Raw genomic sequence first — 21987 nt, 5'->3', positions numbered from 1 at the left:
CGCCTTTCCGCGGGTTTTAAAGTAATTCTTTGACAATCTGGTCGATGCTGATGCCTTCAGCTTCGGCCTTGAAGTTGCGCACCAGGCGGTGACGCAAAATAGGTCCGGCAATGGCTTTCACGTCCTCAATATCGGGCGAGTATTTGCCATTGAGCAAGGCATTGCACTTGGCACCCACAATAAGGTGCTGCGAGGCCCGCGGACCGGCGCCCCATTCCAGCAACTGATTTACGCGGGCCGACGCCCGGTCGGTGTTGGGGCGGGTTTTGTGCACTAGGCTTACGGCGTACTCCACTACGTTATCGGCCACGGGCACGCGGCGCACCAGCTGCTGATACGCCTGAATATCGTCGGAATGCAGGATTTTGTTGACGCTCGGCTTCTTGTCCGACGTCGTATTTTTCACAATCTGCAGCTCTGCCTCGTAGCTGGGGTAGCCCAGTTCGATGTTGAACATAAACCGGTCGAGCTGGGCTTCGGGCAGCGGGTAAGTGCCTTCCTGCTCAATCGGGTTCTGGGTAGCCAACACGAAGAACGGGCGCTCCAGGGGGTAGCGTTTGCCAGCCACCGTTACGGAGTACTCCTGCATGCTTTCCAGCAAAGCAGCCTGGGTTTTGGGCGGCGTCCGGTTGATTTCATCGGCCAGCACGATGTTGGCAAACACGGGTCCTTTCACGAATTGAAAGTCGCGCTGCTGGTTCATCGTTTCCGAGCCTACGATGTCGGAGGGCATCAGGTCGGGCGTGAACTGAATCCGGTTAAACGAGAGGTCGAGCGAGTCGGCAATGGTTTGAATCAGCAGGGTTTTGGCCAAACCCGGTACACCCACCAACAGGCAGTGGCCCTGGGAAAAAACGGCCGTCAGCACGAGCCGGACAACCTCATCCTGGCCAATAATGACCTTGCCGATTTCCTGGCGCAGCGTACGGTAGGAGGCTGCCAGGGCATCGGCGGCTTCTTTATCAGAAGAGAAAGTGCGCATGAATAGGTGAAATTGTGAGATGGTGAAATTGTGAGTTGAGAAGCCGTGAAACAGAAGCTTGAGTCCGACTAGCGCACCTTGGTGCCTGCGGAACAAAAACTCGCTATTTCACCACTTCACCATTTCACCACTTAATAAACCGCGTCCAGCAGCTTGCAGTCGGCGTACTGCGGGTCGGCTTCGAGGTATACGGAGCCGCGGTTTTTGAGGAACCACTCATCCAGCGCCTTGTTTTTCTTTTCGTTCAGGGCAGCCTGGGCAATCTTCTGGTAGTCGTCCTTCAGGTTGGCCTGGTGGGGCGGCGTGTTCGACTTCAGCCAGATGATGCGCATGGCGTCTTTGCCATCGTCGGTGCGGTAGGGCAGGGGCGGGGTAATGTGGCCCACTTTCATCGTGTCGATGGTGAAGAAGATGGCCGGGTCGAGCTTGTCGAGGGCAGATAAGTGCCACCGTCCTGGCGGTTAGCCAACAAGCCGCCGTTGCCGCTGGTCTGCTTGTCGTCCGACATATCCTTGGCTGCCTTGGCAAACGTGATACTGTCACCCAGGATGCGGCGGCGCAGCTTAGTCAGCTGTGCCCCAGCCTCGTTTACATCGTTGCCACCGGCGGCAGGCTTGAGCAGAATGTGGCGGGTGCTGTAGCTGTCGCCTTTGCGCTCAATGAGCTGAATCAGGTGGAAGCCAAACTGGGACTCTACGATGGGCGAGAGTTGACCGGGTTCCAGCTTCAGGGCTGCCGCTTCGTACTCAGGCACCAGCTCCCGGCGCTTGAAGAAGCCCAGGTAGCCACCCTGCGCCCCGGAACCGGGGTCCTCAGAAAATTGCTTGGCCAGCGTCTCGAAGCTTTCCCCGGCCTGGATGCGGGCCCGCAGGTCGTTGAGCTTAGCAATGGTTTCCTGCTTGGCTTTGGGGTTTACCTGGGCCAGCTTTACAATCTGGCCTACTTCTACCTCAGTGGAATAGTAGGGCAGGCTGTCTTTGGGAATGCGGTTGAAATACTGGCGTACCTCGCGCGGGGTCACGGTGACCTTACCGGCAATGGTTTCCTGCATTTTCTGCTGAATCAGCTGCTCCTTCACCTGGGGGCGCAGGTCGTCCTTGAGCTGCTTAAGGGGCTTGTTGTAATACTCCTCCAGCTTTTTCTCAGAGCCAATCTGCTGCACGAAATAAGCCATGCGGCGGTCCAGCTCATTTTTCACCTGGCTGTCTTCCACCACCACCGAGTCGGTTTCGGCTTTGGCCAGCATCAGCTTGTTGAGCACGATGCTCTGCAGGATTTTGCAGCGCAAATCGGGCGGCAGCGGCTTGCCCTGGGCCTGCTGCACCTGCTGGGCGTAGGCAATTTCCAGGTCGGAACGCAGCACAATCTGGTTGTCGACTTTTACAATAATAGCATCCGCAATCTGCCGACCAGCGGGACGCCCAATGCCGAGCTGGGCGAAACTTGTACTAACTGTGCCAGCCAGCAAACCCATGCCAAGCAGGGCCACGCGGGCCGACGTACGAACGAATTGAGTCATGGAATCGAAAAGAGTAATGCCCGCGGCAGCCGTGCGTGCTGCACTTGCCGGAGCCAGCCGACTTCTGAAACGCAGAAAGTCGCCCGTAAATTTCAACATAAATCCTTTCTCCGGCAAAAACAACGGTTTACGCCCGTAAGCTCCGGCCGGGAAGTAGCCTAAGGAGTCGGCCGGAGCCCGGGGCGTTGCATGGCGGCGCACAGCAAAAAAGAAGCCCCGGCAACAACCGAGGCTTCTGAGAGAGTAGCGCCGGAAAATCCGGACCGTTTATTTGGTTACCAGCTTATCGACTTCGGGCTGGTTGACTTTCACCGGGTACTGGTCGCGCAGCTGCGAAATCCACTGCTTTTCCAGGAAGTTCTGGTAGTCAGAAGTAGCCTGACCGCGGGCTTCGGCCAGGGTTTTGGGCCCGGCCGGCAGCACTTTGTCGATGGTTACGGCGTAGTAGCGGCCGTCTTTATTCACTGTGTAGGTGCCAGGGCCTTTGCTGAGGAGCTCATCCACTACTTTGTTGTCGCCTTTCTGGAAGCTGCGCTGCTGAATCTGGACGGCCAGCGGGTTCTGTTCGTTGAGGCTTTCTTCCAGGGCCGTAGGGCTGGCGCTGGTCAGGGCCAATATGGCGGCCCCATCAGCAGTAGCTGCTTTGCTGGTGCTAGTGGTAATGCGGCGGGCAACGGCACCTTTGCCTACCAAGTATGATTTTACGCCGGCCACGCGGGGACCTACCAGGTTGGCTGCTTCTCCGCGCTTAGGGTGGCCGGTAATGGTTAGCGTTAGGGTCGTGTCGGAGGCCAAGCGGCTGGCCAGACGGTCCAGGCTAGCCCAGGCCCCTTCATAGCGGTTGCTTTGCCGGGCATGAAAGTCACGGTCCGGGCACTACGCGCTTTACTTCGTAGCGGCCAGCCTTCAGCTGGGTTTGGGCCTGCTTCAGCAAATCGGGGGTGGCGGCGCTGATGACGGTGCCCTGCACCCGCGGCTCCCACTGGTACTTGCTCTGGTTTTCGGCAAAGAACTTCTGCAGTCCAACGGAGTCCTCAATGGCTTTGGACCACACTTTCTCGTCCATCAGCTGAAACAGCAGAATTCCGTCGCGGTACTCTTTTACGAGCATGCGGTAGTCTTCGTACTTGGTTTCCAAGTTGGCTTTCTCGAAATCAGTCAGGCTCTGGTCCACGTACTGGTCGTAGAGCTGCTGCATGGCAAAGCGCGGCTCGGCGCCCTTTTTGGCCCGCTGGTTTTGCTGGGCATAGCTCAGGAAATCTTTAACCAGGTAGGGTTTGCCTTTGATGGTAAACAGCGGGCTATTGTCGCCTACGGTCTTGCTGGCTTTGGCCGGGGCCGCCGGAGCGGTATACTTGAAGCGGCCGTTTACCAAGGATGTGTCGGCTTTGGCAAACACAAAGTCTTTGCCGGCCTTGTTCTCGGTAAATTGGTTTTCGGTGCGAATCCGCTTCAGGAAGGCGGCGCGGTTGAGCTCCGAGCGGGAGTCTTTCGACACTTTACTTTTCAGCGAAGCCTCCATGTCCTCAAACTTGGGCACGGGCTGCTTCTCAATCAGCTTGATGATGTGCCAGCCGTAAGGCGTCTGCACGGGAGCCGACAGGTCACCGGGGTTCTGCAGGCGGAAGGCGGCTTCCTCGAAGGAGGGAATCATGCGGCCGGTGCCGAAGGGCGGCAGCTCACCACCGTTGGCGGCCGAGCCGGCGTCTTCCGAAAACTGGGCCACCAGCTTGTCCCAGGGCTCTTTGCGCTGCAGGCGGCTGGACAGCTCATCGATTTTCTTTTTGGCCGTTACCGAGTCAGCTTTGGGCATGCCCGGCGTGGCCCGGATCATGAGGTGAGCCACTTTGATTTCGCCCTGAGCCTGACGCACGTCATTCACCTTGATGATGTGGTAGCCAAAGCGGGTGCGCACCGGCTGCGACACTTCGCCCACCTTGGTGCGGTACGCGGCCGACTCAAACGGATACACCATCTGCATGGCCGTGAAGTAGCCCAGCTTGCCGCCATTGTCGCGGGCTGAGGGGTCTTCCGAAGTTTCGGCGGCTACTTTGTTGAAGTCCTCGCCGCCGGTTACGCGCTGGCGCAGGGCCATAATCTTGTTGTAAGCCGCCAGCGTATCGGCCGGGGCCGCGTCGGGAGCCATCCGGATCAGGATGTGGGAGGCGTTTACCTCCTTGCTCATCCGGTCGTAAGCCTCGCGCACCAGCTGGTCGGTTACGCTCTTCTCGGTGAGGTAGGGCTGGGCCAGCTGCTGCTTGTAGCCCTCCAACTCCCGCTTGAAAGCCTGGGTGGTATCGAGGCCACGCTGCTCGGCTTCCAGCACTTTGAGCTTAAAGTTGGTGTAGAGGTCCAGATACTCCTGCACGCTGGGCCGGGTGCCAAACTCGGGGGCGGTACCGTTATTCTTCCGATACACATAAGCAAACTCCCCGGCCGGCACCTCGTGGGTGCCCAGCGTTTCAATAACGGGTTGCTTGGCGGTGGTAACTGATTTGGTAGTCTGGCAGCCAGCGGCCAGCAGTGCAGCGGCCAGCGGGCCGGCGTACAAAATGCGTTTGTGCATACAATAAGTAAGATACTACAAAGCGTACAGCCATCGAAACGAGTTAGGACGGAAGGCTGACTGACGCAATTTTACGCATTTTTTTCGGGCTGCCGCTGCCGGGCCAAAACAGCTTTGGGCATAAAAAAAGCCCTTCCGTCGGGAAGGGCTTTTTCCAGTAGGTTTGGGGCCTACACGATGCGTTTGTACAGGCGGCACACGTTGTGGGTACCGGTAGTCGTAAACTCGACACGGTCCATGATGCGGTTGACGAGCGTCATGCCCACGCCTCCTTTTTTGCCGATGCGAATGTGCTCCTGCAGATCGGGCTCCTTGTAGAGGGAAGGTTGGTAGGAAGACTTGCTGTCGTCCTCGATTTCTATTTCGAAAACCTGATCGTCAACCGTCAGGCGAAGGTCCAAGAACTGGGATTCGTCTTCGTGGTTGGCGTGGATAATCAGGTTGGCTACTACTTCATCAACGGCCAGAATGATTTGATTAAGCTGCAAATCCGACAGGCCGTAAGCAGCCAGATAGCTGCTTACAAAATCGCGCACCACTTTAAGGTTGTGGCGGCTACAACTGATGCGGATTGCGTTTTTCATTCCCTCCTGTACCCCTAGAAGCTTAAATAGCGGTGGCTTCGGCCTCGGAAGGCACAATAGTCATCAAGGCATCCAGACCCAGAATCTCGAACACGTTATGCACTTTCTCCTGCATGTTGAAGAATACCAGCTTCACGTTAGCATCCTGAAAACGCTGCAGGTGGGAAATAAATACACCCAGGCCCGCCGAGGAAATATAGTTGAGGCGCTGGCAGTCAATCAGGACCTTTTTGTAGTCGAGTACTTCAGGCTTAGTCAGCTCCGTGTCCAGCAATACGGACGAGCTGGCGTCCAGTTCTCCGTCGAGGCTGAGCGTGAGGGTATTTTCGGTAGTTTGTTGATTAATTTTCATGCCTCCACTGTACGTTAAATTGTTACTTCTGGTTGAGCTGCTTTGAACTTGATAACCAGCAACGTCTGGTCATCGTGCATGGGCTGACCCTTGCTGAACTCGGCCAGATCGGCTAGAATATGCTCTTTGATTTCGTCGGCCTCCAGATAATACGTGTGTTCGAGCTGCTGTTTGAGCCGTTCCTCACCGTACTCTTCCTGGTTGGCTCCCCTGGCTTCTACGATACCATCGGTATAAATGACCATCACGTCGCCGGGATTGTAGTCATAAAACTGGTTTTTAATGTGCTTCTCGTAGGAGTCGTTGCGGATAATACCCAGGCCCAGGCCCGCCGTGCGGAAATAAGAAACCTCCTCCTTAATAGAGTGGTAGTATAGCGTATGGCAGTGGCCGGCGCGGGCAAAGACGAAGCCGCCGTGCTCATAGTCCACGATGTAGAGGGCGGCCGTTATGAAAGACGACTTTTCCAGGCAGTGCGTCAGGGCCCGGTTAGCCATGGACATAAACTTGCTGGGCACCGGAAACTTCTCCCGCTCATCCTTGGCCAGCGGATTCTCCTGCATCAGCGCATGGAAAATACCCTTCATCTGGGCCATGTGGAAGGCGGCCGTAATGCCCTTGCCCGATACGTCACCAATGAGAATGGCTAGGCGCTTGCCGGGCAAGTGCAGGAAGTCGTAGAAGTCGCCGCCTACCTCTTTAGCCGCCAAGGCATGGGAGCCAATTTCAAACCAGTTGTCGATGGGCAGGTCCTTGGGAATCAGGCTGTCCTGCACCGAAGAAGCAATTTTGAGCTCTTCCTTCACCCGCTCGTTCTGCAGGGAAGCCGCCACCAGCTGCAGGTTTTCAATGCTGAGCACCGTCTGGCTGGTGAAGGTCTGCAGGATGCCCAGGTTTTCGCGGTCGAAGCTTTGGCGCTGCTCTTTCAGCATGTAAAGGGCTCCGTATTGCCGCTTGGCCGAGCGCATGGGCATCACAATCAGGGAGCCGTAGGGCAGCTCCAGGCCACGAAAGCCGCTGCTGTTCGCCAGGTCGTTGTTGAGGTACTCAATCTGACCCAGGTTGTAATCGGTAAGCAAGGTGCGGATGGCGGCCACGTGGGCTTCAGTAACCTGGTAGCGTTGGCCCACGTGCAGCTGCCCATCGGTTTCCACATCCAGCCAGGCCGCGTCAGCTTCCACGGTCTGAATGGCAGCCTCAAACAGCATCTGGTACACTTCTTCTTCAGTCTGCCCCTTCTGAATAAGCTGGGTAAGGCGCTGCAGACTCAGAATTTCGTCGCGCTTTTGCTCGAATACGCCGGCTGTGGGCAGGTTGAAGAACGTTACCAGCAAACCGGCCAGGGAGTAGAACCCGGCAAAAAACACAGTCAGTAGCAGGAAGGCATGCTGGGGCTCAGGCGCCACCAGCTTGGGGTCCTGGGCAATGCGCAGGAAATAGATGCTGAAAATGCCCAGGCACAGCAATAACGCCAGCTGCAGAAAGACTACTTCCCACTTCTGGCGACGGTTCAGGTAAGCCACCCACTTCTGGTTTCCGCTCAGGTAAACCCCATACACGGCCAAGCCGCCCATAATAAAGTAGGCTACCGGCATAGGCGGAGCCCAGGAAAACAGACGAAACAGCAGCGTGCCACCCAGCAGCAGTTCAAACCACAGCCAGGCGCGGCGCAAGCGGGCTGAGGAGCGGAACAGGACTAAGGAGCGCCAGGAGTAATTGGTGTACGCCAGAAAAACGACGAACAGGGCCAGGTTGATGGTATAAATGCTGGCAAACAGAATCCGGTCGGCGCTGGGCTGCTCATACTGGATAAACCGCTCCAGCAGGTGCAACACCACGCAAACAGTGGCCAGCAGGCCCGGGCCCAGCACCAAGCGTCGCAGCAGGCCCACAAAGTCGGTGCCGCGCAACGGGTCGGGCCGGCTACGCTGGTACACAAAAACGCCGGCCACAAAAGCCGCCTGGGCCAGCAGCGTAACCCACTGCGCGGGTAAGCCGAAACGGGCTGCCGCCTCCGGACTGGCGTGCAACAGGGTACTGATAAGCAGTATCAGCCAGCTCAGCACGGTGAAGGGCAATACAATAGCTTTCAGCTTCTGTCGAAAGGACATGAAAATAAGTAAAATACTAACGGCGGTGCTAGGCATTGGCCCGCCGGAATATACGCGCAAGATACGGCCTGATTCGCAAATCTGCCGGAATGCCTGACTTACGGGCGGGTTACCCGTACGAATTTGCAAAAAAAGAGGCCAACTGCCCAGGGTGGCAATTGGCCTCTTATACAATATTTCGCAAGAAAGGTTAGCGGCTGCTGTAGTTAGGCGCTTCCCGGGTAATTTGCACGTCGTGGGGGTGACTCTCGCGCAGGCCGGCGCCGGTTATGCGCACCATCTGGGCCTTTTGCAGAACCTCAATGGTCGGAGCCCCGCAGTAGCCCATGCCCGCCCGCAAGCCGCCAGCCAGTTGGTAGAGCACTTCGCTGGCCGCTCCCTTGTAGGGCACCCGGCCCACGATGCCCTCGGGAACCAGCTTTTTCACGTCGTCTTCGGCGTCCTGGAAGTAGCGGTCCTTGGAGCCTTCCTCCATGGCTTCCACCGAGCCCATGCCGCGGTACGACTTGTACTTGCGGCCTTCGTAGAGCGTCACCTCCCCGGAGCTTCCTCGGTACCAGCCAGCAGGGAGCCCACCATGATGGTAGAGGCCCCACCGGCTAGGGCTTTCACCGCGTCGCCGCTGAACTTCACGCCCCCGTCGGCAATAAGGGGCACGCCGGTGCCTTCCAATCCGCGGGCTGCTTCCATTACGGCCGAAAGCTGGGGTACGCCGATGCCGGCAATGATGCGGGTGGTACAGATGGAGCCGGGGCCAACGCCCACTTTCACGGCGTCGGCACCAGCGTCGGCCAGGGCGCGGGCACCTTCGGCCGTGGCTACGTTGCCGGCAATAACTTCCAGGTTGGGAAATCTGGTTTTGATGCTGCGCACTGCGTCGAGTACGCCTTTGCTGTGGCCGTGGGCCGTATCCACGCTAACCACATCCACGCCGGCTTCTACCAGAGCCGCCACGCGGTCCAGCAAATCGGCGGTTACGCCCACGGCGGCTCCCACGCGCAGACGGCCGAATTCGTCTTTGCAGGCGTTGGGGCTGCGGCGGCGCTTGCGGATGTCGCGGTAGGTGATAAGGCCCACCAGGCGGCCATCGGTGTCAATTACGGGCAGCTTCTCTACTTTCGACTCCTGCAGAATCTCCTCGGCGTGGGCCAGCTCGGTGCCCGCCGTGGCCGTCACGAGCTTATCCTTGGTCATCACCTCCGAAACCGAGCGGTCCATATCCTTTTCGAAGCGCAGGTCGCGGTTGGTCAGGATGCCTTTGAGGCGGCGCTGGTCGTCGACAATCGGAATACCGCCGATTTTATTGTCGCGCATCAGGCGCTTGGCGTCGCCCAGGGAAGCCGTTTCCTCCAAAGTAAATGGGTCCAGAATCATCCCGCTTTCCGAGCGTTTCACGCGCCGCACCAGCTCGGCCTGGGCCTTGATGCTCATGTTTTTGTGAATGATGCCGATGCCACCTTCTTGAGCCATGGCAATGGCCATGTCGGCTTCGGTGACGGTATCCATGGCTGCCGAGACGAACGGGAGCTTCAGGCGGATGTTGCGGGTAAGCTGGGAGCTGGGGTCCGCGTCGCGGGGCAGTACCTCCGAATAGGCAGGTAGCAGCAGGACGTCGTCGTAGGTAAGTGCCTCGAAGGCAATTTTGGGCAGCGCGTTGGCCATGGCAATAAGATGATTAGGTACCGCTTATTGCCGGGTAAAACTACGACGAAAATTCGGGTAAGTCGGTGTTAAGCTTTTGCACTACCCGATTTTTGGCTGATAAAACTATTTTGCGCCGGCCTCTTTGACAGCTGCCAGTAGGGCCACGGGCCGAAAATCCGGGTTGAATTTCAACCCAACCTGTACCGAGTGGGGGCTGCCAAAGCTGCCGACGTTAGTGGAAGCGAGTTGGTTCTGATAGCCGATTTCCAGCGCCAGAGACTTCATAGCTTGGTAGCCCAGCCCGGCATAAGCCCGGTTCTGATCGAAAATACCGTGCTCCACGTTGCGGCCAAAGCCCAAAAACAGCTCATTGGATGCTGCCACGTAGGCCCCGCCGGTCTTGAGCACGGGCCCCGACAATGGGTAAGCCAGCTGCAGCCGGTAGCGGATTCGGTTTACGTATACCGGCGCGGCTCCCTCGGTTTGTTGTATCCAGCGCTGCTCCAAGCGGTAACGGTGCTGCAACTGCAGGCGGTCCTGCAAATCATTGAGCAGCACTTGCTGGTAGGCCCGGTGCTCGGGCCGCTGAGCAGCGGCTGGGGCATCGTTGTTGTCGGTAGTCAGCAGCAGGGCGTAGCCAGTTGAGAGCTGAAGCTCCCCAGTGGCATGGTAAGTAATACCAAGGCGCAGCACGTTTTGGTGCGGGGACCCAGCGCCTTTAGCCTGGCGCCACTGCGCTTCGAGGTGGCTGCCCCAACGGTCGGTGAGGCGGGCGTCGCTGGTTAGGGTTAGCCAAACAGCGCTGGATAGGGGCCGACTTTTTCCCAGCGTGGAGCTTTGGGCACGCCCACTCACGGCTGCCAACAGTAGCAGAGCAGTGAAAAACAGAATATGGGCGCGGGCAACAAGCATAACCAATGTTACGCAATTGTTATCCGTATTACCAAATTGTTACGATTGTATTTGCGGCCAAAAGGCAAATGATAACATTGGGCTCCGGAAAGAGGCTGAAAAAGATATAACTGTCTAGTGTTAATGCTATTCCGGCTAGCTAAGTAGGAAGAGGTTGCTGTTGAGCATTAGCCGCTCCAATCCCTGACGAGCTTAAATCAGATACAGCAGTTGGACTTTAGCCGGGTCGCTTCTTTGTGCCCCGGGTCGCAGGGGCATCCAGTGGGTTGTCGGGCCAGTGGTGCTTGGGGTAGCGGCCACGCAGGTCTTTGCGCACCTCGAAGTAGCCTGTGTTCCAAAAGCTACGCAAATCCCGGGTGACCTGCACCGGCCGCCGCGCCGGCGACAACAGGTGCATGGTCAGCGGGACCCGGCCCAGGCCCACGGTGGGCGTGTTGAGCAGGCCAAACACTTCCTGCAGGCGCACAGCTAGCACCGGCGCTTCTGGATTGGAGTAATCCAGCGTGATATTCGAGCCACTGGGAACGGGGCAATGGGCTGGGGCCAGGCGGTTCAGTTCCTGCTGTTGGGCCCAGCCGCCGGGCAGCCAGTTGAGCAGCGCTTCCCCAACGGCAGCCGGTTGACCTCGGCCATGGTACGCAGTCCTTCCAGATACGGACCCAGCCACTTGGGCAGCGCCGCCAGCAAGGCTTCATCCGACGTGTCGGGCCACTCCGCCGGGAAAAGATGGTGGGCAAAAGCCAGCCGCTCCCGGGTTTGCTGGGCTTCATCGGTCCAGGGCAGGCGAGCTATGCCACCCTGACGCAGCCCGTCGAGTAGGGCAGCGGCCACGGCTTCGGGAGCGGGTTGCGTCAGGGCGGTTTCGGCCAACGTAATGGCTCCGAGTCGCCGAATGCGGCGAGCCACGACCCGGCCGGCCGCAGCATCCCAGCGCACTTCCTCTAGGCTTTCGATAAGGTCGGAGAAATGCTGCTCCAGCTCTTCCCGTTCGATAGGGGCGGCCAGGGCAGCCCGGGGAGCATGAGGCGGGCCATCCAGGTGGGCCACGCCGAAGTAGGTGGTGCCTGGGCTGAAGTGCTCGGCTGGCAAGGCGGCGCGCTGCCCGGTAATGAGGCGCACCCGCTCGGGCGTTTCGCGCTGGGCCAGCCGGTCGGGGTAAGCCAGGCCCGCCAGCAAGCCGGCCACGTCGGCATCCAGGGGCGTGTCGCGGACGTGGGCGCGGTTGCGGAGTACGACAGCGGCTTCGCGCACCCGGCGCACGGCTCCGGCATCGGGTACCAGGCCCGGCAACGGGGCGCGGCCGGTGCTGAGGGCTTCCAGGCGCAGGCGCAAATCGGGCGGGGCCGGCGTGCCATCCGCTAGGCGCAGGATGTCGCGCTCGGTGAGCAGGGCCGCTAGGGCGCAGGCGGTAGCGCCGTGGCCCACTTCCTTGCCCGGATAACCAGATGGCCCAGGCGCGGAATCAGGCCCAGACCAGCTAGCGTACGGCCGTGGGGTGTGGGCTGACCTTCCCGGGTGAGGGCTCCCAGGCGCACGAGCAAGTCGCGGGCCTGGGCCAGAGCGGCAGCGGGCGGCGCATCGAGCCAACGCAACGTAGCCGGGTCCTGGGTCCCCCACAAGGCCAGTTCCAGAGCCAGGCCACTGAGGTCGGCGGTAAGGATTTCGGGCGGCAGGTGGGCCGGGCGCTGGGTGTGCTCGGCTTCGGTCCAGAGGCGGTAGCAGGTGCCGGGGCCCAGGCGGCCGGCGCGGCCCCGGCGCTGGTCGGCGGCGGCCTGGCTGACGGGTACGGTGGCCAGGGTGGTAAGGCCGGTGCGGGGCTCAAACTGCGGCACGCGGGCAAAGCCGCCATCCACCACAATCTGCACGCCCTCGATGGTCAGGCTGGTTTCGGCAATGCTGGTAGCCAGCACTACTTTGCGCCGACCTTGCGGGGCAGGGCGCAAGGCCGCATCCTGCTGCTCGGCTGGCAGCTCGCCATGCAGCACGTGAATATCGGTGGTAGAAGCTACGGCTCCTATGAGCTTATCGGCGGTGCGACGCTGGTCGGCCAAGCCGGGCAGAAACACCAGCACGTCGCCTTCCGCATGTTTGCTGAGTGCTTCCCGAACTAACGCCGGAGTCAAATCGGCTAGGCGCTCAGTGGGGCGGCTGCCGGCTGCCGCCACCCGGGCCGGCGACAAATAGTGGGTACTGACCGGGTGCTGCAAACCGGCACTTCGCACTACGGGCGCTTTAAGCCAGCTGCCCAGCCGCTCAGCTTCCAGCGTGGCGCTCATGATGAGCAGACGTAGGTCGGGGCGGAGCACGGCCTGGGCGTCGAGGGCCAGGGCCAAACCCAGGTCGGCCTGCAGGCTTCGCTCGTGAAATTCATCGAACAGCACGGCCGCCACGCCTTCCAAGGCCGGATCATCCTGTAGCATGCGGATCAGAATGACCTCCGTGGCTACTTCAATGCGCGTCTGGGCCGATACCCGGCTTTCCAGGCGCACCCGGTAGCCCACGGTTTGGCCTACCGGCTCCCCCAGAATGCTGGCCATGCGGGCGGCGGCAGCACGGGCCGCCAGGCGGCGCGGCTCCAGCACGATGATGCGGCCGGTGGGGGGCATCCAGGGAGCTTCGAGCAGGGCCAGCGGTACCACAGTGGTTTTGCCGGCGCCGGGCGGCGCCTGCAGCACGGCGCAGTTGGTGGCAGCCAGGGTGGTCAGCAGCTCGGGCAGAGCCGCGCATATCGGGAGGTCGGGCAGGCGCAAGCGGTGAGATAGTGAGATGATGAAATGGCGAGTTTGTTGTTCTGATATTGTGGACGGCCCTCACCATTTCACCATCTCACTATCTCACCAAAGTTAATACACCGGCACGCTGGGGTCCACACGCACAGACCAGGCGTGAATGCCACCGCGCAGGTTCAGCAGGTTGGTCAGGCCGTGGCGGTGCTGCAAGAACGACAAGGCCTGGGCCGAGCGGACGCCGTGGTGGCAAATCAGCACTACGGGCCGGTCGGAAGGCACTTCTTCCCAGCGCCGGGCAATTTCGCCCAGCGGGAGCAGTTCACTGCCCGTAATCTGGCAATACTCGAATTCCATGGGCTCCCGGACGTCGAGCAGGTGCAGGGCCTCGCCTTGCTGCAAGCGGGCGTGCAGATCTTCGGGGGTAATTTCGGGGAGCATAGAATAAGCGGGGCAAAAGTGAGAGGAGCCCGTAAAATTAGCGGGTCACTGGTTAGCTTTGGCCTCCGCCGGACTTGCGGGTCCGGGTTACCCCGAATTTTCCGCCAAACGACGCTGCCTTTGCTACATTCCCTCTACGAGTTCTGGACTTCCGCCGCGGGCAACTCCCCGCTGGAGTGGGTGGCCGTCATTACCGGGTTTGCCTGCGTGTGGCTGGCGGCCCGCGAGTCGCTCTGGAACTTCCCGGTGGCTATTTTCAGCTGCATCCTTTTCGCCGTAGTGTATTACCGCAGCCAGCTGTACTCGGATAGTCTGCTGCAGGGCTTTTTCATTCTGATGAGCATCTACGGCTGGTACGAGTGGCTGTATGGCGGCAACCGCAACACGGCCCTGGTCGTGACCCGCACCCGGCCCTGGGAATGGGCCGTGGTGGGAGTGGGCACAGTCGTATTTACCCTGGGCTTTGGCTATTACCTGCGGCACCACACCGACGCGGCGCTGCCATACTGGGACAGTTTTACCACCGCCGGCAGCCTGGGCGCCCAGTACCTGCTTACCCGCAAGCGGCTCGAAAACTGGCTGATCTGGATTCTGGTCGACCTGATTTACGTGCCGCTGCTGTGGTACAAGGACCTGCACCCGACCAGCGGCCTGTACGCCGTCTACCTTATTCTGGCTGCCTATGGCTACGTGGAGTGGCGCCGGGCTGCCCGCGTGGCAGCCGTCACCCCAACTCCCGTAAGCTGATGCTGCGCGTTGCTCTCACTGGCCCCGAATCGACGGGCAAAACCACGCTCAGCCGTCAGCTGGCCGACTACTACCACACCACCTGGGCCCCGGAATACGCCCGGCAGTACCTGGAAACACACGGACCGAGCTACACCTTCGAGGACCTGGAAATTATTGCCCGCGGGCAGGTAGCCACCGAGGATGTGGCCGCAGCTCAGGCCCACCGCGTGGTGTTCTGCGACACGGATTTGCTGGTTATCAAGGTGTGGTCGGAGCACGCGTTTGGGCAGTGTCCGGAGTGGGTGAAGCAGCGCATTGAGCAGCAGTGCTACGACTTGGTGCTGCTGCTGGGCGTGGATATTCCCTGGGAGGCCGACCCGCTGCGGGAACACCCCCACCACCGGCAATACTTCTACTCCCTGTATAAAGCCGAGCTCAACAGCCGCATGTCCAACTACGCCGAAATCAGCGGGACGCCCGAGCAGCGCCTTGAGCAGGCCTGCTTCTTCGTGGATGCCCTGCTGGCCGACCCTAAACCGGGGGCGGCCCGTACTGGGTTGTCATAAGCTCTGATTAATCAGCTCCGACATGAATTATTCACTCGAAAACGACCAGTGCCGCGTCGCGGTAAACAGCTACGGCGCCGAGCTGAGCAGCCTGGTGCGCAAAGACCTGCCCGAAATAGCCGACCTGGAGTACCTCTGGCAGGCCGACCCGGCCGTGTGGGGCCGCCACGCCCCGGTGCTCTTTCCGATTGTGGGCCGCCTGCCCGAGGATACTTACCGGCACCAGGGCCAGGAATATAAGCTGCCCCAGCACGGCTTTGCCCGGGACCGGGAGTTTACCCTGGTGGAGCAAACTACCGAGGAGCTGACCTTCGAGCTACAAGCCGACGAAGCCAGCCGGGCCGTGTACCCCTTCGAGTTCGTGCTGCGCATTACCTACCAGTTGCGTGGCCTGCAGCTTACGGTGCGCTGGCAGGTGCAAAATCCTGATTCGGCCCGGGAACTGCTCTTCAGCATTGGGGCTCATCCCGCCTTCCGCTGCCCGCTCATGCCGGAGGAGAAGTTCGAGGACTACTTTTTTCACTTCGACCACCCCGTAACCCTGGACCGCCACCTGCTGCAGGGCGGGCTGCTGAGCGGCCAAACCGCACCCGTGCTGCACGAGGAAACCGAAATGCCGCTGACCTACGAGCTGTTTGCCCAGGATGCCCTGGTGTTTAAGCATTTCGACTTCACCCACGTGTCGTTGCGCAGCTTTGCCTCCGACCGGGCCGTGCGCCTGCGCTTCGACGGGTTTCCCTTCCTGGGCCTCTGGACCAAGGGGAAAGATGCGCCGTTTGTGTGCGTGGAGCCCTGGCAGGGCATTGCCGGCTCGGTAGGCAGCCCCGTGGAGCTGGCCGACAAGGAAGGCATTCTGACCCTGGCCCCCGGCCAAACCTACTCGGCTGAGTATTCCATTGCCATAACCTAGCCCCAGTCTTTCATGGCAGTGCCCGAGTTGGAAATCCGCCGCATTACGCCCGCGCAAACCTACCCGCTGCGCCACGCCGTGCTGTGGCCCGACAAGCCCCTGGACTACGTGAAAGTGGAAAACGACGCGGCCGGGCAGCACTTCGGAGCTTTTGTGCAGGAGGAGCTGGTTTCGGTAATTTCTCTGTTCGTAACTGGCCCGGATGCCCGCTTCCGCAAGTTTGCCACCGCCCCGGAGTGGCAAAAGCAGGGCATCGGCTCCCGACTGTTGCAGTGCATTATGGAGGAAGCCCGGCAGCAGGGGGCACAGGAGCTGTGGTGCGATGCCCGGCAGGATGCGGCGGCTTTCTACCAGCGCTTCGGTATGGTAGGGCAGGGGCCGGTTTTCTACAAGGGCGACATTCCTTACCTGCGCATGAGCCTCCAGCTGTAGCTGCAGGGTAGGCACAACAACAGCGGCCTTTTTGCCTGCCTTACTTCCGGTATCGGCCACGATTAACCGGAAGCAGCTGGGCAAAAAGGCCGCTGTTTGCTTGTATAAGAAACCTTAGAAGGTAATTGTTTCCAGGGGCGCACTGGTGCGCTGGGGCGGCCGTAGTCGGGCTCCCAGTCGTTGATGGGCCGGGAGATGCCCGGCGGCAGGTCCAGGTCGGGCAGGCCGTCGTCGAGCGGCTCCCCGCCGTCGTCGTCGCCGTCGGTGTAGGGTGGGTGCTGGTAGCGGTGGCGCGGGGCCACGATGAAGTAAGCCAAAATGGCAAATACCACGAGCGTGTAGATGAGACTGATCATGGCAGCAACTGGTAAAATGACGACGCAAACAAGGCAGAGCCGGCAGGCTGTATCTGGCTAACGGAGTGGGTGGGACGGATGTTTTGGGATGACGTAATTTTTCCGGCCCACTCGTTAGCCAGTCTAATATAGTTGATTGTCAAGCGAAAGTAAAGCACAAGATTGTCGATTTGGAACTCCTTGCTGAGGGCTCTAGCTTTGCAGCATAGTTTTAGGGGTGCCCTACCAGCGGCTAGCTGCCGTGGGGCTGAGATCATACCCATTGAACCTGTCCGGGTAATGCCGGCGAAGGGAACAAACGATCCTCGAACGTGAAAACCTAGTGCGCCGACCCCTGGCGCAGGGCCCGTTCCACTTTTTCTTTACCATTTCCTTGAAGCATTTATTGGTTTGGGGGGCCGCCGCAGCGCTGCCCCTACTGGCAGCACCCGCCGCCTGGGCCCAGGGCCCCGTGGCCGGCACCGTCGCCGATGCCCGCACCGGCACCGTGCTGCCCGGCGCCACCGTGCTGCTCGACGGCGCCGTGGTGGGCGTCACCGACGCGACGGGTACCTTCATCCTGCCCGCGGTGCCGGCCGGTGCCCACGAGCTGCGCGTTACGTTTCTGGGCTACGATGCGCTGCGCCAGACTGTGCAGGGCCAGGCTACCGAGCAGCGCCTCACGCTGGGGCTACAAACCGGGGGCATCCTGACCGGCGAGGCCCTGGTAACGGCCAGCCGGGCCAACGACCGCACGGCCACGGCTTACACCAACGTGAGCCGGGCAGAGCTGGCCAAGCGCAACTTCGGCCAGGACATTCCCTACCTGCTCGACCAGACGCCTTCCGTAGTAGTGACTTCCGATGCTGGTGCCGGTGTGGGCTACACCGATATCCGCATCCGGGGCACGAGCAACACGGGTATCAACATGACCATCAACGGGGTGCCGCTGAACGATGCGGAGTCGCACGGCTCGTTCTTGGTGAACCTGCCCGATCTGGCTTCGTCCGTGAGCAGCCTGCAGGTGCAACGCGGGGTGGGCACCAGCCAGAATGGTGGGGCGGCGTTTGGGGCCAGCATCAACATTTCCACGTTTGATAACCGGCGCGAAGCCTACGGCGAAACCCAAAACAGCGTCGGCTCCTTCAATACCTGGAAAAACACCGTGCAGTTTGGCACCGGCCTGCTGGGCCAGCATTTCACCGTGGATGGCCGCCTCTCGCGCATCGCCACCGACGGCTACCTGAACCGGGCCGCGTCGGATCTGAAGTCATACTACCTCTCGGCCGGCTACCAGGCTAAGAATACGTTGGTCAAGTTCATCACCTTCTCGGGCCGGGAAAAAACCTACCAGGCCTGGAACGGGGTGCCCGAGCCGCTGATTACCGGGGACCGGAAGCTGCTCCAGCAGTTTATCGACAACGGGGAGCTCAGTGAGGCCGACGCCGCCCGCGGCCTGCAGGAAGGCCGGCGCTACAGCTACTACACCTACGACAACCAGACCGACAACTACCAGCAGAACCACTACCAGCTCCACCTTTCGCAGGGGCTGGGGCCGACTGGAACCTGGGTGCGGCCCTGCACCTGACCCGCGGCTTTGGCTACTACGAAAGCTACCGGGCGCGCCGCAAATTCGCCGATTACAACCTGCAGAACGTCATCATCGGGACTGATACGCTCACGCGCACCAACCTGATTGACCAGAAGTGGCTCGACAACTACTTCTACGGCGGCACGTTTGCCCTCAACTACCAGCCCCGCAACAACGACAAGCTGCAAGCTACCCTGGGCGGGGCCTGGAACCAGTTTGTCAACGACCATTACGGGGAGGTCATCTGGGCGCAGTATGCTTCCAACGGCAATATTCGCCACCGCTACTACTTCAACGACGCCCGCAAGACTGACTACAATGCCTACGCCCGCGCCACCTACCAGGTGCTGCCCCGCCTGGGTGTGTACGGCGACTTGCAGGTGCGCCACATCAAGTACGGCATTGATGGGGTGGAGGCGCAAAACCGGGACGTGGCCACCCACGAACGGTATTTGTTTGTCAATCCCAAGGCCGGCGCCACCTTTACCGTGTCGGAAGGGCAGCAGCTGTACGCCAGCTTTGCCCGGGGGCAGCGGGAGCCGGTGCGCTCCGACTTCACCGACCGGCCCGCCGGCCAGCCCCAGGCCCGGGCCGAGCGGCTCGACGACTTCGAGGCCGGCTACCGCCTGACGCGAACTAATACCACCTTGCTGGGCCCCAACACGGCCGTGCGCCTGGAGGCCAACTACTTCTACATGCACTACCGCGACCAGCTGGTAGCTACCGGCCGCCTCGATTCGGTGGGCAATGCCCTGCGTACCAACGTAGACCGCAGCTACCGCACGGGCCTGGAGCTGACCGGCTTCGTGTCGGCTGACGACAAAATCAGCCTAAGCTCCACGCTCACGATGAGCCGCAACCGGATTCTGGGCTTCCGGGAGGTGATTTATGATGCCAACTACCTGCCCGTAACGGCTGCCGAAGCCCGCACCACCACGATTTCCTACTCGCCTTCCCTGGTGTCGGCGCACACGCTGGAAGGCCAGCCGCTGAAGGGCCTGCGGGTGGCCTTGCTCTACAAGACCGTCAGTGAGCAGTATCTGGACAATACGGCCAGCGCCGACAAGCGCATCAAGCCCTATCAGGTGCTCGATTTTCGGGTGCGCTACAGCATCCGGCCGGTATTCGTGAAGGAAATTGAGCTGGGCCTGTTGGTCAACAACGTACTGAACCGTAAGTACGAAGCCAACGGCTACACCTACGGCTACCCCGGCGCCGACGGCCGCCCGCAAATCTTCAACTTCTACTTCCCCCAGGCTACCCGTAACTTCCTGGCGTCGGTAGGGGTGAAGTTCTAAGCCACTACTTCCGGCAAACGCTTCGGGTTGGTCGGATTCTTCGAACGGTGCGCTACTGTAAAAGCCCGTTGCAGGCAGCTGCAACGGGCTTTTGTACGCTCTACCAAAGCCAACTCAGCAGCAAAGTCCCCAAAGTCCGCGCGTACCAGGCTCAACTTTGCTGCTGAGTTGGCCGTGGTACGCACGTACCGTCCCCCTTCTTGGGCCAAATTGCCCGCAGTACGCGCGTACCATGGGCAATTTGGTGGCTGCATAGGCCATGGTACGCGCGTACTGCGGGCGTTTTGCCACCGATTTGCGCCTGGTACGCGCGTACTACGCCCAGCTTGACACCAAACCGGCTCTGGTACGCGCGTACCAGAGCCGGTTTGACTTGTTTCAGGGCATTCTGACCTGCGTAGGAGCCCAACGGGAGCTGGAACTCAGATAATCAGACGCACGCCACCGAGCTCGGAAATGTGGTAGGGAAACTGGTTGCCGGGCGAGCCAATGAACATGAAGTTCTTGGGGATGTTCCACTCGGTGGAAAGCCGGTCAATCAGCTCGGGGCCAAACTTGCCGTCGAGCGTCACAAAGTCTACCTCAATTTGCTCGTAGGCCCGGTCCAGCACCCGGATATCGGTCAGCAACTCCTGCGGGTAGCTCTCGCCCGGCTTGAGCAGGGTCACGATCTTGAGGCGGTTGGTAAACTCGTTTTCCACCACGTAGGCCATGACCTTGTTGAGGTTCGAGACATTGTCGCCCTTGGTGAAAAACACGAATTCCTGCTTGTGCAGCTCCTTGAGCTGCCGCTTTACAAATAGCCGGCCTAGGCGCGAGAAGCGGGAGTGCTCGGCAAAAGAGTTGATGGCCGCTAGTCCCAGGTTCAGAATGGCCGTGCGGTTGAGCATAACGTAGACCAGGGCCATGGTGGGCAGGAAGTACTGCAGGAACACAATCAGGTATTCGGGGTGAATCTTGATGTTGCCGTAGAGGGCCACCAGAATGCCAATGAGGGCCAGCAAAACGGTGCCAATGCCCGCGTACACCGGCCGGGGCAGGTTAGGCCGCTTGCTCTTAAGCAGGAAGTTGCCGAGCGCAAAAAACGCCATTACCGCCAAAAACGAAATGGTATACACCCCGACAGCGGCCCGAGCTGCCCATTGGTGATAAACAGAACTGAGGCGCAGAGCAGGAAGAAAGTAATCAGGATGAGGTAGTTGCTCTTGGCCTTGTTTTCCTTGAGAAAGAACTGGGGTAGAATCCGGTCCAGGGTCATGCGCTTCATCAGGCCGCTCACGCCCACAAACGAGGTCAGCACGGCCCCGCTGAGCACGGCCACGGCATCGACGGAGATGAGCATGCCTAGCCACCGGCCGCCGGTGGTGGTGCCCAGGTGGGAGAGTAGGGTTTCGGTGTGCTGGCCTACTTCCACCATGGGTAGGGCCGCAATAGCCAGGAAGGCAATAACCGGATTGAAGAAGCTGACCACAATCCACATGTTGCGCAGGGTCTTGGGAAACACGCCGCGGTCCTGCTCCTCCACGAAGTTGGCCGAGCTTTCGAAGCCCGAAATGCCCAGCATGGCCGCGCTAAAGCCAAAGAACAGCGCGTTGGCTACGCTGCCGCCTTTCACCGGCAGCTGAAAGTTCAAGCTCAGATTGTCGAGCCCATGGGTAGCCAGGTACCAGATGGCGCTGCCCACCAGCAAGGTCAGGGAAATGAGGTGGACCAGGAAAATGCCCACCGCCACCTTCGCCGACTCCGAAATGCCCAGAATGGTCAGCACCAGAAACAGGCCCAGCAGCCCCAGCGTGGCCCGATGATGGGCAGCCCGTGCCAGAGCGTATGCAGATAGTGCATGGCCTCGGAGGCCGAAATAACCGCCGTAGCCATGTACGACAGAATCGTGAGGCAGGCCGCCAGGGCCGCGTTGCGCTTACTGGTCGTGTTCAGCAGCACGTTGTAGGCGCCCCCGTTGAGCGGCAGCGCGCCCACTACTTCGCCGTAGATGCTGCGGAACAGAAACAGCACGGCCCCCACAATCAACAGGGCAATCCAGGCGTACTGCCCCGCATACGCTATAGCCAGGGCCGACACGTACAGACACGAGGACGAAATGTCGTTGCCGCAGATGGCGGTGGCTTCCAGCTCGTTTAATTTCTTTTCGTGACTCATGGAGAATAGGGAGGAAGGGAAAGAGCGGATAGGGAATGTGCCCTCTACGGAAGAATGGGTCTTTTTGAATATCAAAACTCAATATTCCCGACCGAGTAGGGCTGTCAGTCCGCAAGAATACAGCATATCATA

Annotated in this window: 24 protein-coding genes, 1 pseudogene and 1 riboswitch; of the genes and pseudogenes, 7 read left to right on the top strand and 18 right to left on the bottom strand. The window is 60.1% G+C overall.

Going from position 1 to position 21987, the window contains the following annotated elements:
- Nucleotides 1-16 precede the first annotated feature (16 nt).
- The 14 genes and pseudogenes from MUN79_RS28305 to MUN79_RS28240 all read right to left on the bottom strand — a co-directional run bounded on the left by MUN79_RS28305 (nt 17) and on the right by MUN79_RS28240 (nt 13837).
- Nucleotides 17-982 carry an AAA family ATPase gene (locus tag MUN79_RS28305; protein WP_244675781.1) on the bottom strand — a complete coding sequence of 322 codons (966 nt, stop codon included), beginning with the start codon at nt 980-982 and terminating at the stop codon, nt 17-19.
- A gap of 131 nt (nt 983-1113) precedes the next feature.
- Nucleotides 1114-1374, bottom strand: coding sequence for a hypothetical protein (locus MUN79_RS28300; protein ID WP_244675780.1), 261 nt, complete (start codon nt 1372-1374; stop codon nt 1114-1116).
- Complete coding sequence (locus tag MUN79_RS28295; protein ID WP_244675779.1) at nt 1371-2501, bottom strand: peptidylprolyl isomerase; 1131 nt, start codon at nt 2499-2501, stop codon at nt 1371-1373. The genes MUN79_RS28300 and MUN79_RS28295 overlap by 4 nt, the downstream gene beginning before the upstream one ends.
- Before the next feature lie 267 nt (nt 2502-2768).
- Nucleotides 2769-3296 carry a hypothetical protein gene (locus MUN79_RS28290; protein WP_244675778.1) on the bottom strand — a complete coding sequence of 176 codons (528 nt, stop codon included), beginning with the start codon at nt 3294-3296 and terminating at the stop codon, nt 2769-2771.
- A gap of 67 nt (nt 3297-3363) precedes the next feature.
- On the bottom strand, nt 3364-5067 hold the full coding sequence (locus MUN79_RS28285; protein ID WP_244675777.1) for a peptidylprolyl isomerase: 1704 nt from the start codon (nt 5065-5067) through the stop codon (nt 3364-3366).
- 170 nt (nt 5068-5237) lie between these two features.
- A complete protein-coding gene (locus tag MUN79_RS28280) occupies nt 5238-5603 on the bottom strand; it encodes an ATP-binding protein (RefSeq protein ID WP_244675776.1) in 366 nt (121 codons plus the stop codon).
- A gap of 70 nt (nt 5604-5673) precedes the next feature.
- Nucleotides 5674-6003 carry an STAS domain-containing protein gene (locus MUN79_RS28275; RefSeq protein WP_100337384.1) on the bottom strand — a complete coding sequence of 110 codons (330 nt, stop codon included), beginning with the start codon at nt 6001-6003 and terminating at the stop codon, nt 5674-5676.
- 14 nt (nt 6004-6017) lie between these two features.
- A complete protein-coding gene (locus MUN79_RS28270; RefSeq protein ID WP_244675775.1) occupies nt 6018-8114 on the bottom strand; it encodes a PP2C family protein-serine/threonine phosphatase in 2097 nt (698 codons plus the stop codon).
- 190 nt (nt 8115-8304) lie between these two features.
- A pseudogene (gene guaB / locus MUN79_RS28265) lies at nt 8305-9776 on the bottom strand (IMP dehydrogenase).
- Between the two features lie 105 nt (nt 9777-9881).
- Nucleotides 9882-10670 (bottom strand): DUF2490 domain-containing protein, encoded by a 789-nt coding sequence (locus MUN79_RS28260; RefSeq protein ID WP_244675774.1) that lies wholly within the window; start codon nt 10668-10670, stop codon nt 9882-9884.
- Between the two features lie 217 nt (nt 10671-10887).
- Entirely contained in the window at nt 10888-11337 is a 450-nt protein-coding gene (locus MUN79_RS28255) for an ATP-dependent helicase C-terminal domain-containing protein (RefSeq protein WP_244675773.1), read from the bottom strand.
- A complete protein-coding gene (locus tag MUN79_RS28250) occupies nt 11223-12095 on the bottom strand; it encodes a DEAD/DEAH box helicase (protein ID WP_244675772.1) in 873 nt (290 codons plus the stop codon). Before MUN79_RS28250 ends, MUN79_RS28255 begins: the two co-directional genes overlap by 115 nt.
- Complete coding sequence (gene hrpB / locus MUN79_RS28245; RefSeq protein WP_244675771.1) at nt 12065-13420, bottom strand: ATP-dependent helicase HrpB; 1356 nt, start codon at nt 13418-13420, stop codon at nt 12065-12067. Before hrpB ends, MUN79_RS28250 begins: the two co-directional genes overlap by 31 nt.
- Before the next feature lie 93 nt (nt 13421-13513).
- Nucleotides 13514-13837, bottom strand: a complete 324-nt coding sequence (locus MUN79_RS28240; protein ID WP_244675770.1) for a rhodanese-like domain-containing protein — start codon at nt 13835-13837, stop codon at nt 13514-13516.
- A gap of 120 nt (nt 13838-13957) precedes the next feature.
- Here MUN79_RS28240 and pnuC point away from each other — a divergent pair, with 120 nt between their 5' ends.
- From pnuC to MUN79_RS28220, 4 genes are read left to right on the top strand one after another with little or no spacing between them, the layout of a single operon-like run.
- Nucleotides 13958-14584: a nicotinamide riboside transporter PnuC gene (pnuC, locus tag MUN79_RS28235; RefSeq protein WP_244675769.1), complete on the top strand. Its 627-nt coding sequence runs from the start codon at nt 13958-13960 to the stop codon at nt 14582-14584.
- Nucleotides 14584-15132, top strand: a complete 549-nt coding sequence (locus MUN79_RS28230; protein ID WP_244675768.1) for an AAA family ATPase — start codon at nt 14584-14586, stop codon at nt 15130-15132. Before pnuC ends, MUN79_RS28230 begins: the two co-directional genes overlap by 1 nt.
- Before the next feature lie 22 nt (nt 15133-15154).
- The gene (locus tag MUN79_RS28225; RefSeq protein ID WP_244675767.1) at nt 15155-16042 is read left to right on the top strand and encodes an aldose 1-epimerase family protein; all 888 of its coding nucleotides are present in this window, start codon (nt 15155-15157) and stop codon (nt 16040-16042) included.
- Between the two features lie 12 nt (nt 16043-16054).
- A complete protein-coding gene (locus MUN79_RS28220) occupies nt 16055-16474 on the top strand; it encodes a GNAT family N-acetyltransferase (RefSeq protein ID WP_244675766.1) in 420 nt (139 codons plus the stop codon).
- 62 nt (nt 16475-16536) lie between these two features.
- Here the strand turns inward: MUN79_RS28220 and MUN79_RS28215 are convergent, their stop codons facing one another.
- Nucleotides 16537-16830: a hypothetical protein gene (locus tag MUN79_RS28215; RefSeq protein WP_244675765.1), complete on the bottom strand. Its 294-nt coding sequence runs from the start codon at nt 16828-16830 to the stop codon at nt 16537-16539.
- Between the two features lie 203 nt (nt 16831-17033).
- Nucleotides 17034-17142, top strand: a riboswitch (TPP riboswitch).
- A gap of 10 nt (nt 17143-17152) precedes the next feature.
- Between MUN79_RS28215 and MUN79_RS28210 the strand changes: the two genes are divergently transcribed.
- The 3 genes from MUN79_RS28210 to MUN79_RS28200 all read left to right on the top strand — a co-directional run bounded on the left by MUN79_RS28210 (nt 17153) and on the right by MUN79_RS28200 (nt 20128).
- A complete protein-coding gene (locus MUN79_RS28210) occupies nt 17153-18397 on the top strand; it encodes a TonB-dependent receptor (RefSeq protein WP_244675764.1) in 1245 nt (414 codons plus the stop codon).
- Entirely contained in the window at nt 18376-19698 is a 1323-nt protein-coding gene (locus tag MUN79_RS28205; protein WP_311136807.1) for a TonB-dependent receptor, read from the top strand. Before MUN79_RS28210 ends, MUN79_RS28205 begins: the two co-directional genes overlap by 22 nt.
- Before the next feature lie 259 nt (nt 19699-19957).
- Nucleotides 19958-20128 (top strand): hypothetical protein, encoded by a 171-nt coding sequence (locus MUN79_RS28200; RefSeq protein WP_244675763.1) that lies wholly within the window; start codon nt 19958-19960, stop codon nt 20126-20128.
- Here MUN79_RS28200 and MUN79_RS28195 read toward each other — a convergent pair.
- The 3 genes from MUN79_RS28195 to MUN79_RS30485 are packed head-to-tail and all read right to left on the bottom strand — an operon-like array spanning nt 20121 to nt 21855.
- Nucleotides 20121-20789 carry a hypothetical protein gene (locus tag MUN79_RS28195; RefSeq protein ID WP_244675762.1) on the bottom strand — a complete coding sequence of 223 codons (669 nt, stop codon included), beginning with the start codon at nt 20787-20789 and terminating at the stop codon, nt 20121-20123. The genes MUN79_RS28200 and MUN79_RS28195 overlap by 8 nt on opposite strands.
- Nucleotides 20789-21466, bottom strand: a complete 678-nt coding sequence (locus MUN79_RS30490; protein ID WP_262922959.1) for an APC family permease — start codon at nt 21464-21466, stop codon at nt 20789-20791. The genes MUN79_RS28195 and MUN79_RS30490 overlap by 1 nt, the downstream gene beginning before the upstream one ends.
- Nucleotides 21460-21855 carry an amino acid permease gene (locus MUN79_RS30485; RefSeq protein WP_262922958.1) on the bottom strand — a complete coding sequence of 132 codons (396 nt, stop codon included), beginning with the start codon at nt 21853-21855 and terminating at the stop codon, nt 21460-21462. The genes MUN79_RS30490 and MUN79_RS30485 overlap by 7 nt, the downstream gene beginning before the upstream one ends.
- Nucleotides 21856-21987: the final 132 nt, after the last annotated feature.

The organism is Hymenobacter cellulosilyticus, assembly GCF_022919215.1.
Taxonomy (GTDB): Bacteria; Bacteroidota; Bacteroidia; order Cytophagales; family Hymenobacteraceae; genus Hymenobacter; species Hymenobacter cellulosilyticus.
This window is presented reverse-complemented; position numbering and strand designations above follow the sequence as displayed.

Coding starts and splice junctions, on each gene's coding strand:
- MUN79_RS28305 (WP_244675781.1), bottom strand. CDS start 982: ATGCGCACTTTCTCTTCTGATAAAGAAGCCGCCGATGCCCTGGCAGCC.
- MUN79_RS28300 (WP_244675780.1), bottom strand. CDS start 1,374: ATGAAAGTGGGCCACATTACCCCGCCCCTGCCCTACCGCACCGACGAT.
- MUN79_RS28295 (WP_244675779.1), bottom strand. CDS start 2,501: ATGACTCAATTCGTTCGTACGTCGGCCCGCGTGGCCCTGCTTGGCATG.
- MUN79_RS28285 (WP_244675777.1), bottom strand. CDS start 5,067: ATGCACAAACGCATTTTGTACGCCGGCCCGCTGGCCGCTGCACTGCTG.
- MUN79_RS28275 (WP_100337384.1), bottom strand. CDS start 6,003: ATGAAAATTAATCAACAAACTACCGAAAATACCCTCACGCTCAGCCTC.
- MUN79_RS28270 (WP_244675775.1), bottom strand. CDS start 8,114: ATGTCCTTTCGACAGAAGCTGAAAGCTATTGTATTGCCCTTCACCGTG.
- MUN79_RS28260 (WP_244675774.1), bottom strand. CDS start 10,670: ATGCTTGTTGCCCGCGCCCATATTCTGTTTTTCACTGCTCTGCTACTG.
- MUN79_RS28240 (WP_244675770.1), bottom strand. CDS start 13,837: ATGCTCCCCGAAATTACCCCCGAAGATCTGCACGCCCGCTTGCAGCAA.
- MUN79_RS28230 (WP_244675768.1), top strand. CDS start 14,584: ATGCTGCGCGTTGCTCTCACTGGCCCCGAATCGACGGGCAAAACCACG.
- MUN79_RS28225 (WP_244675767.1), top strand. CDS start 15,155: ATGAATTATTCACTCGAAAACGACCAGTGCCGCGTCGCGGTAAACAGC.
- MUN79_RS28220 (WP_244675766.1), top strand. CDS start 16,055: ATGGCAGTGCCCGAGTTGGAAATCCGCCGCATTACGCCCGCGCAAACC.
- MUN79_RS28215 (WP_244675765.1), bottom strand. CDS start 16,830: ATGATCAGTCTCATCTACACGCTCGTGGTATTTGCCATTTTGGCTTAC.
- MUN79_RS28200 (WP_244675763.1), top strand. CDS start 19,958: ATGGTACGCGCGTACTGCGGGCGTTTTGCCACCGATTTGCGCCTGGTA.
- MUN79_RS28195 (WP_244675762.1), bottom strand. CDS start 20,789: ATGGCGTTTTTTGCGCTCGGCAACTTCCTGCTTAAGAGCAAGCGGCCT.
- MUN79_RS30485 (WP_262922958.1), bottom strand. CDS start 21,855: ATGAGTCACGAAAAGAAATTAAACGAGCTGGAAGCCACCGCCATCTGC.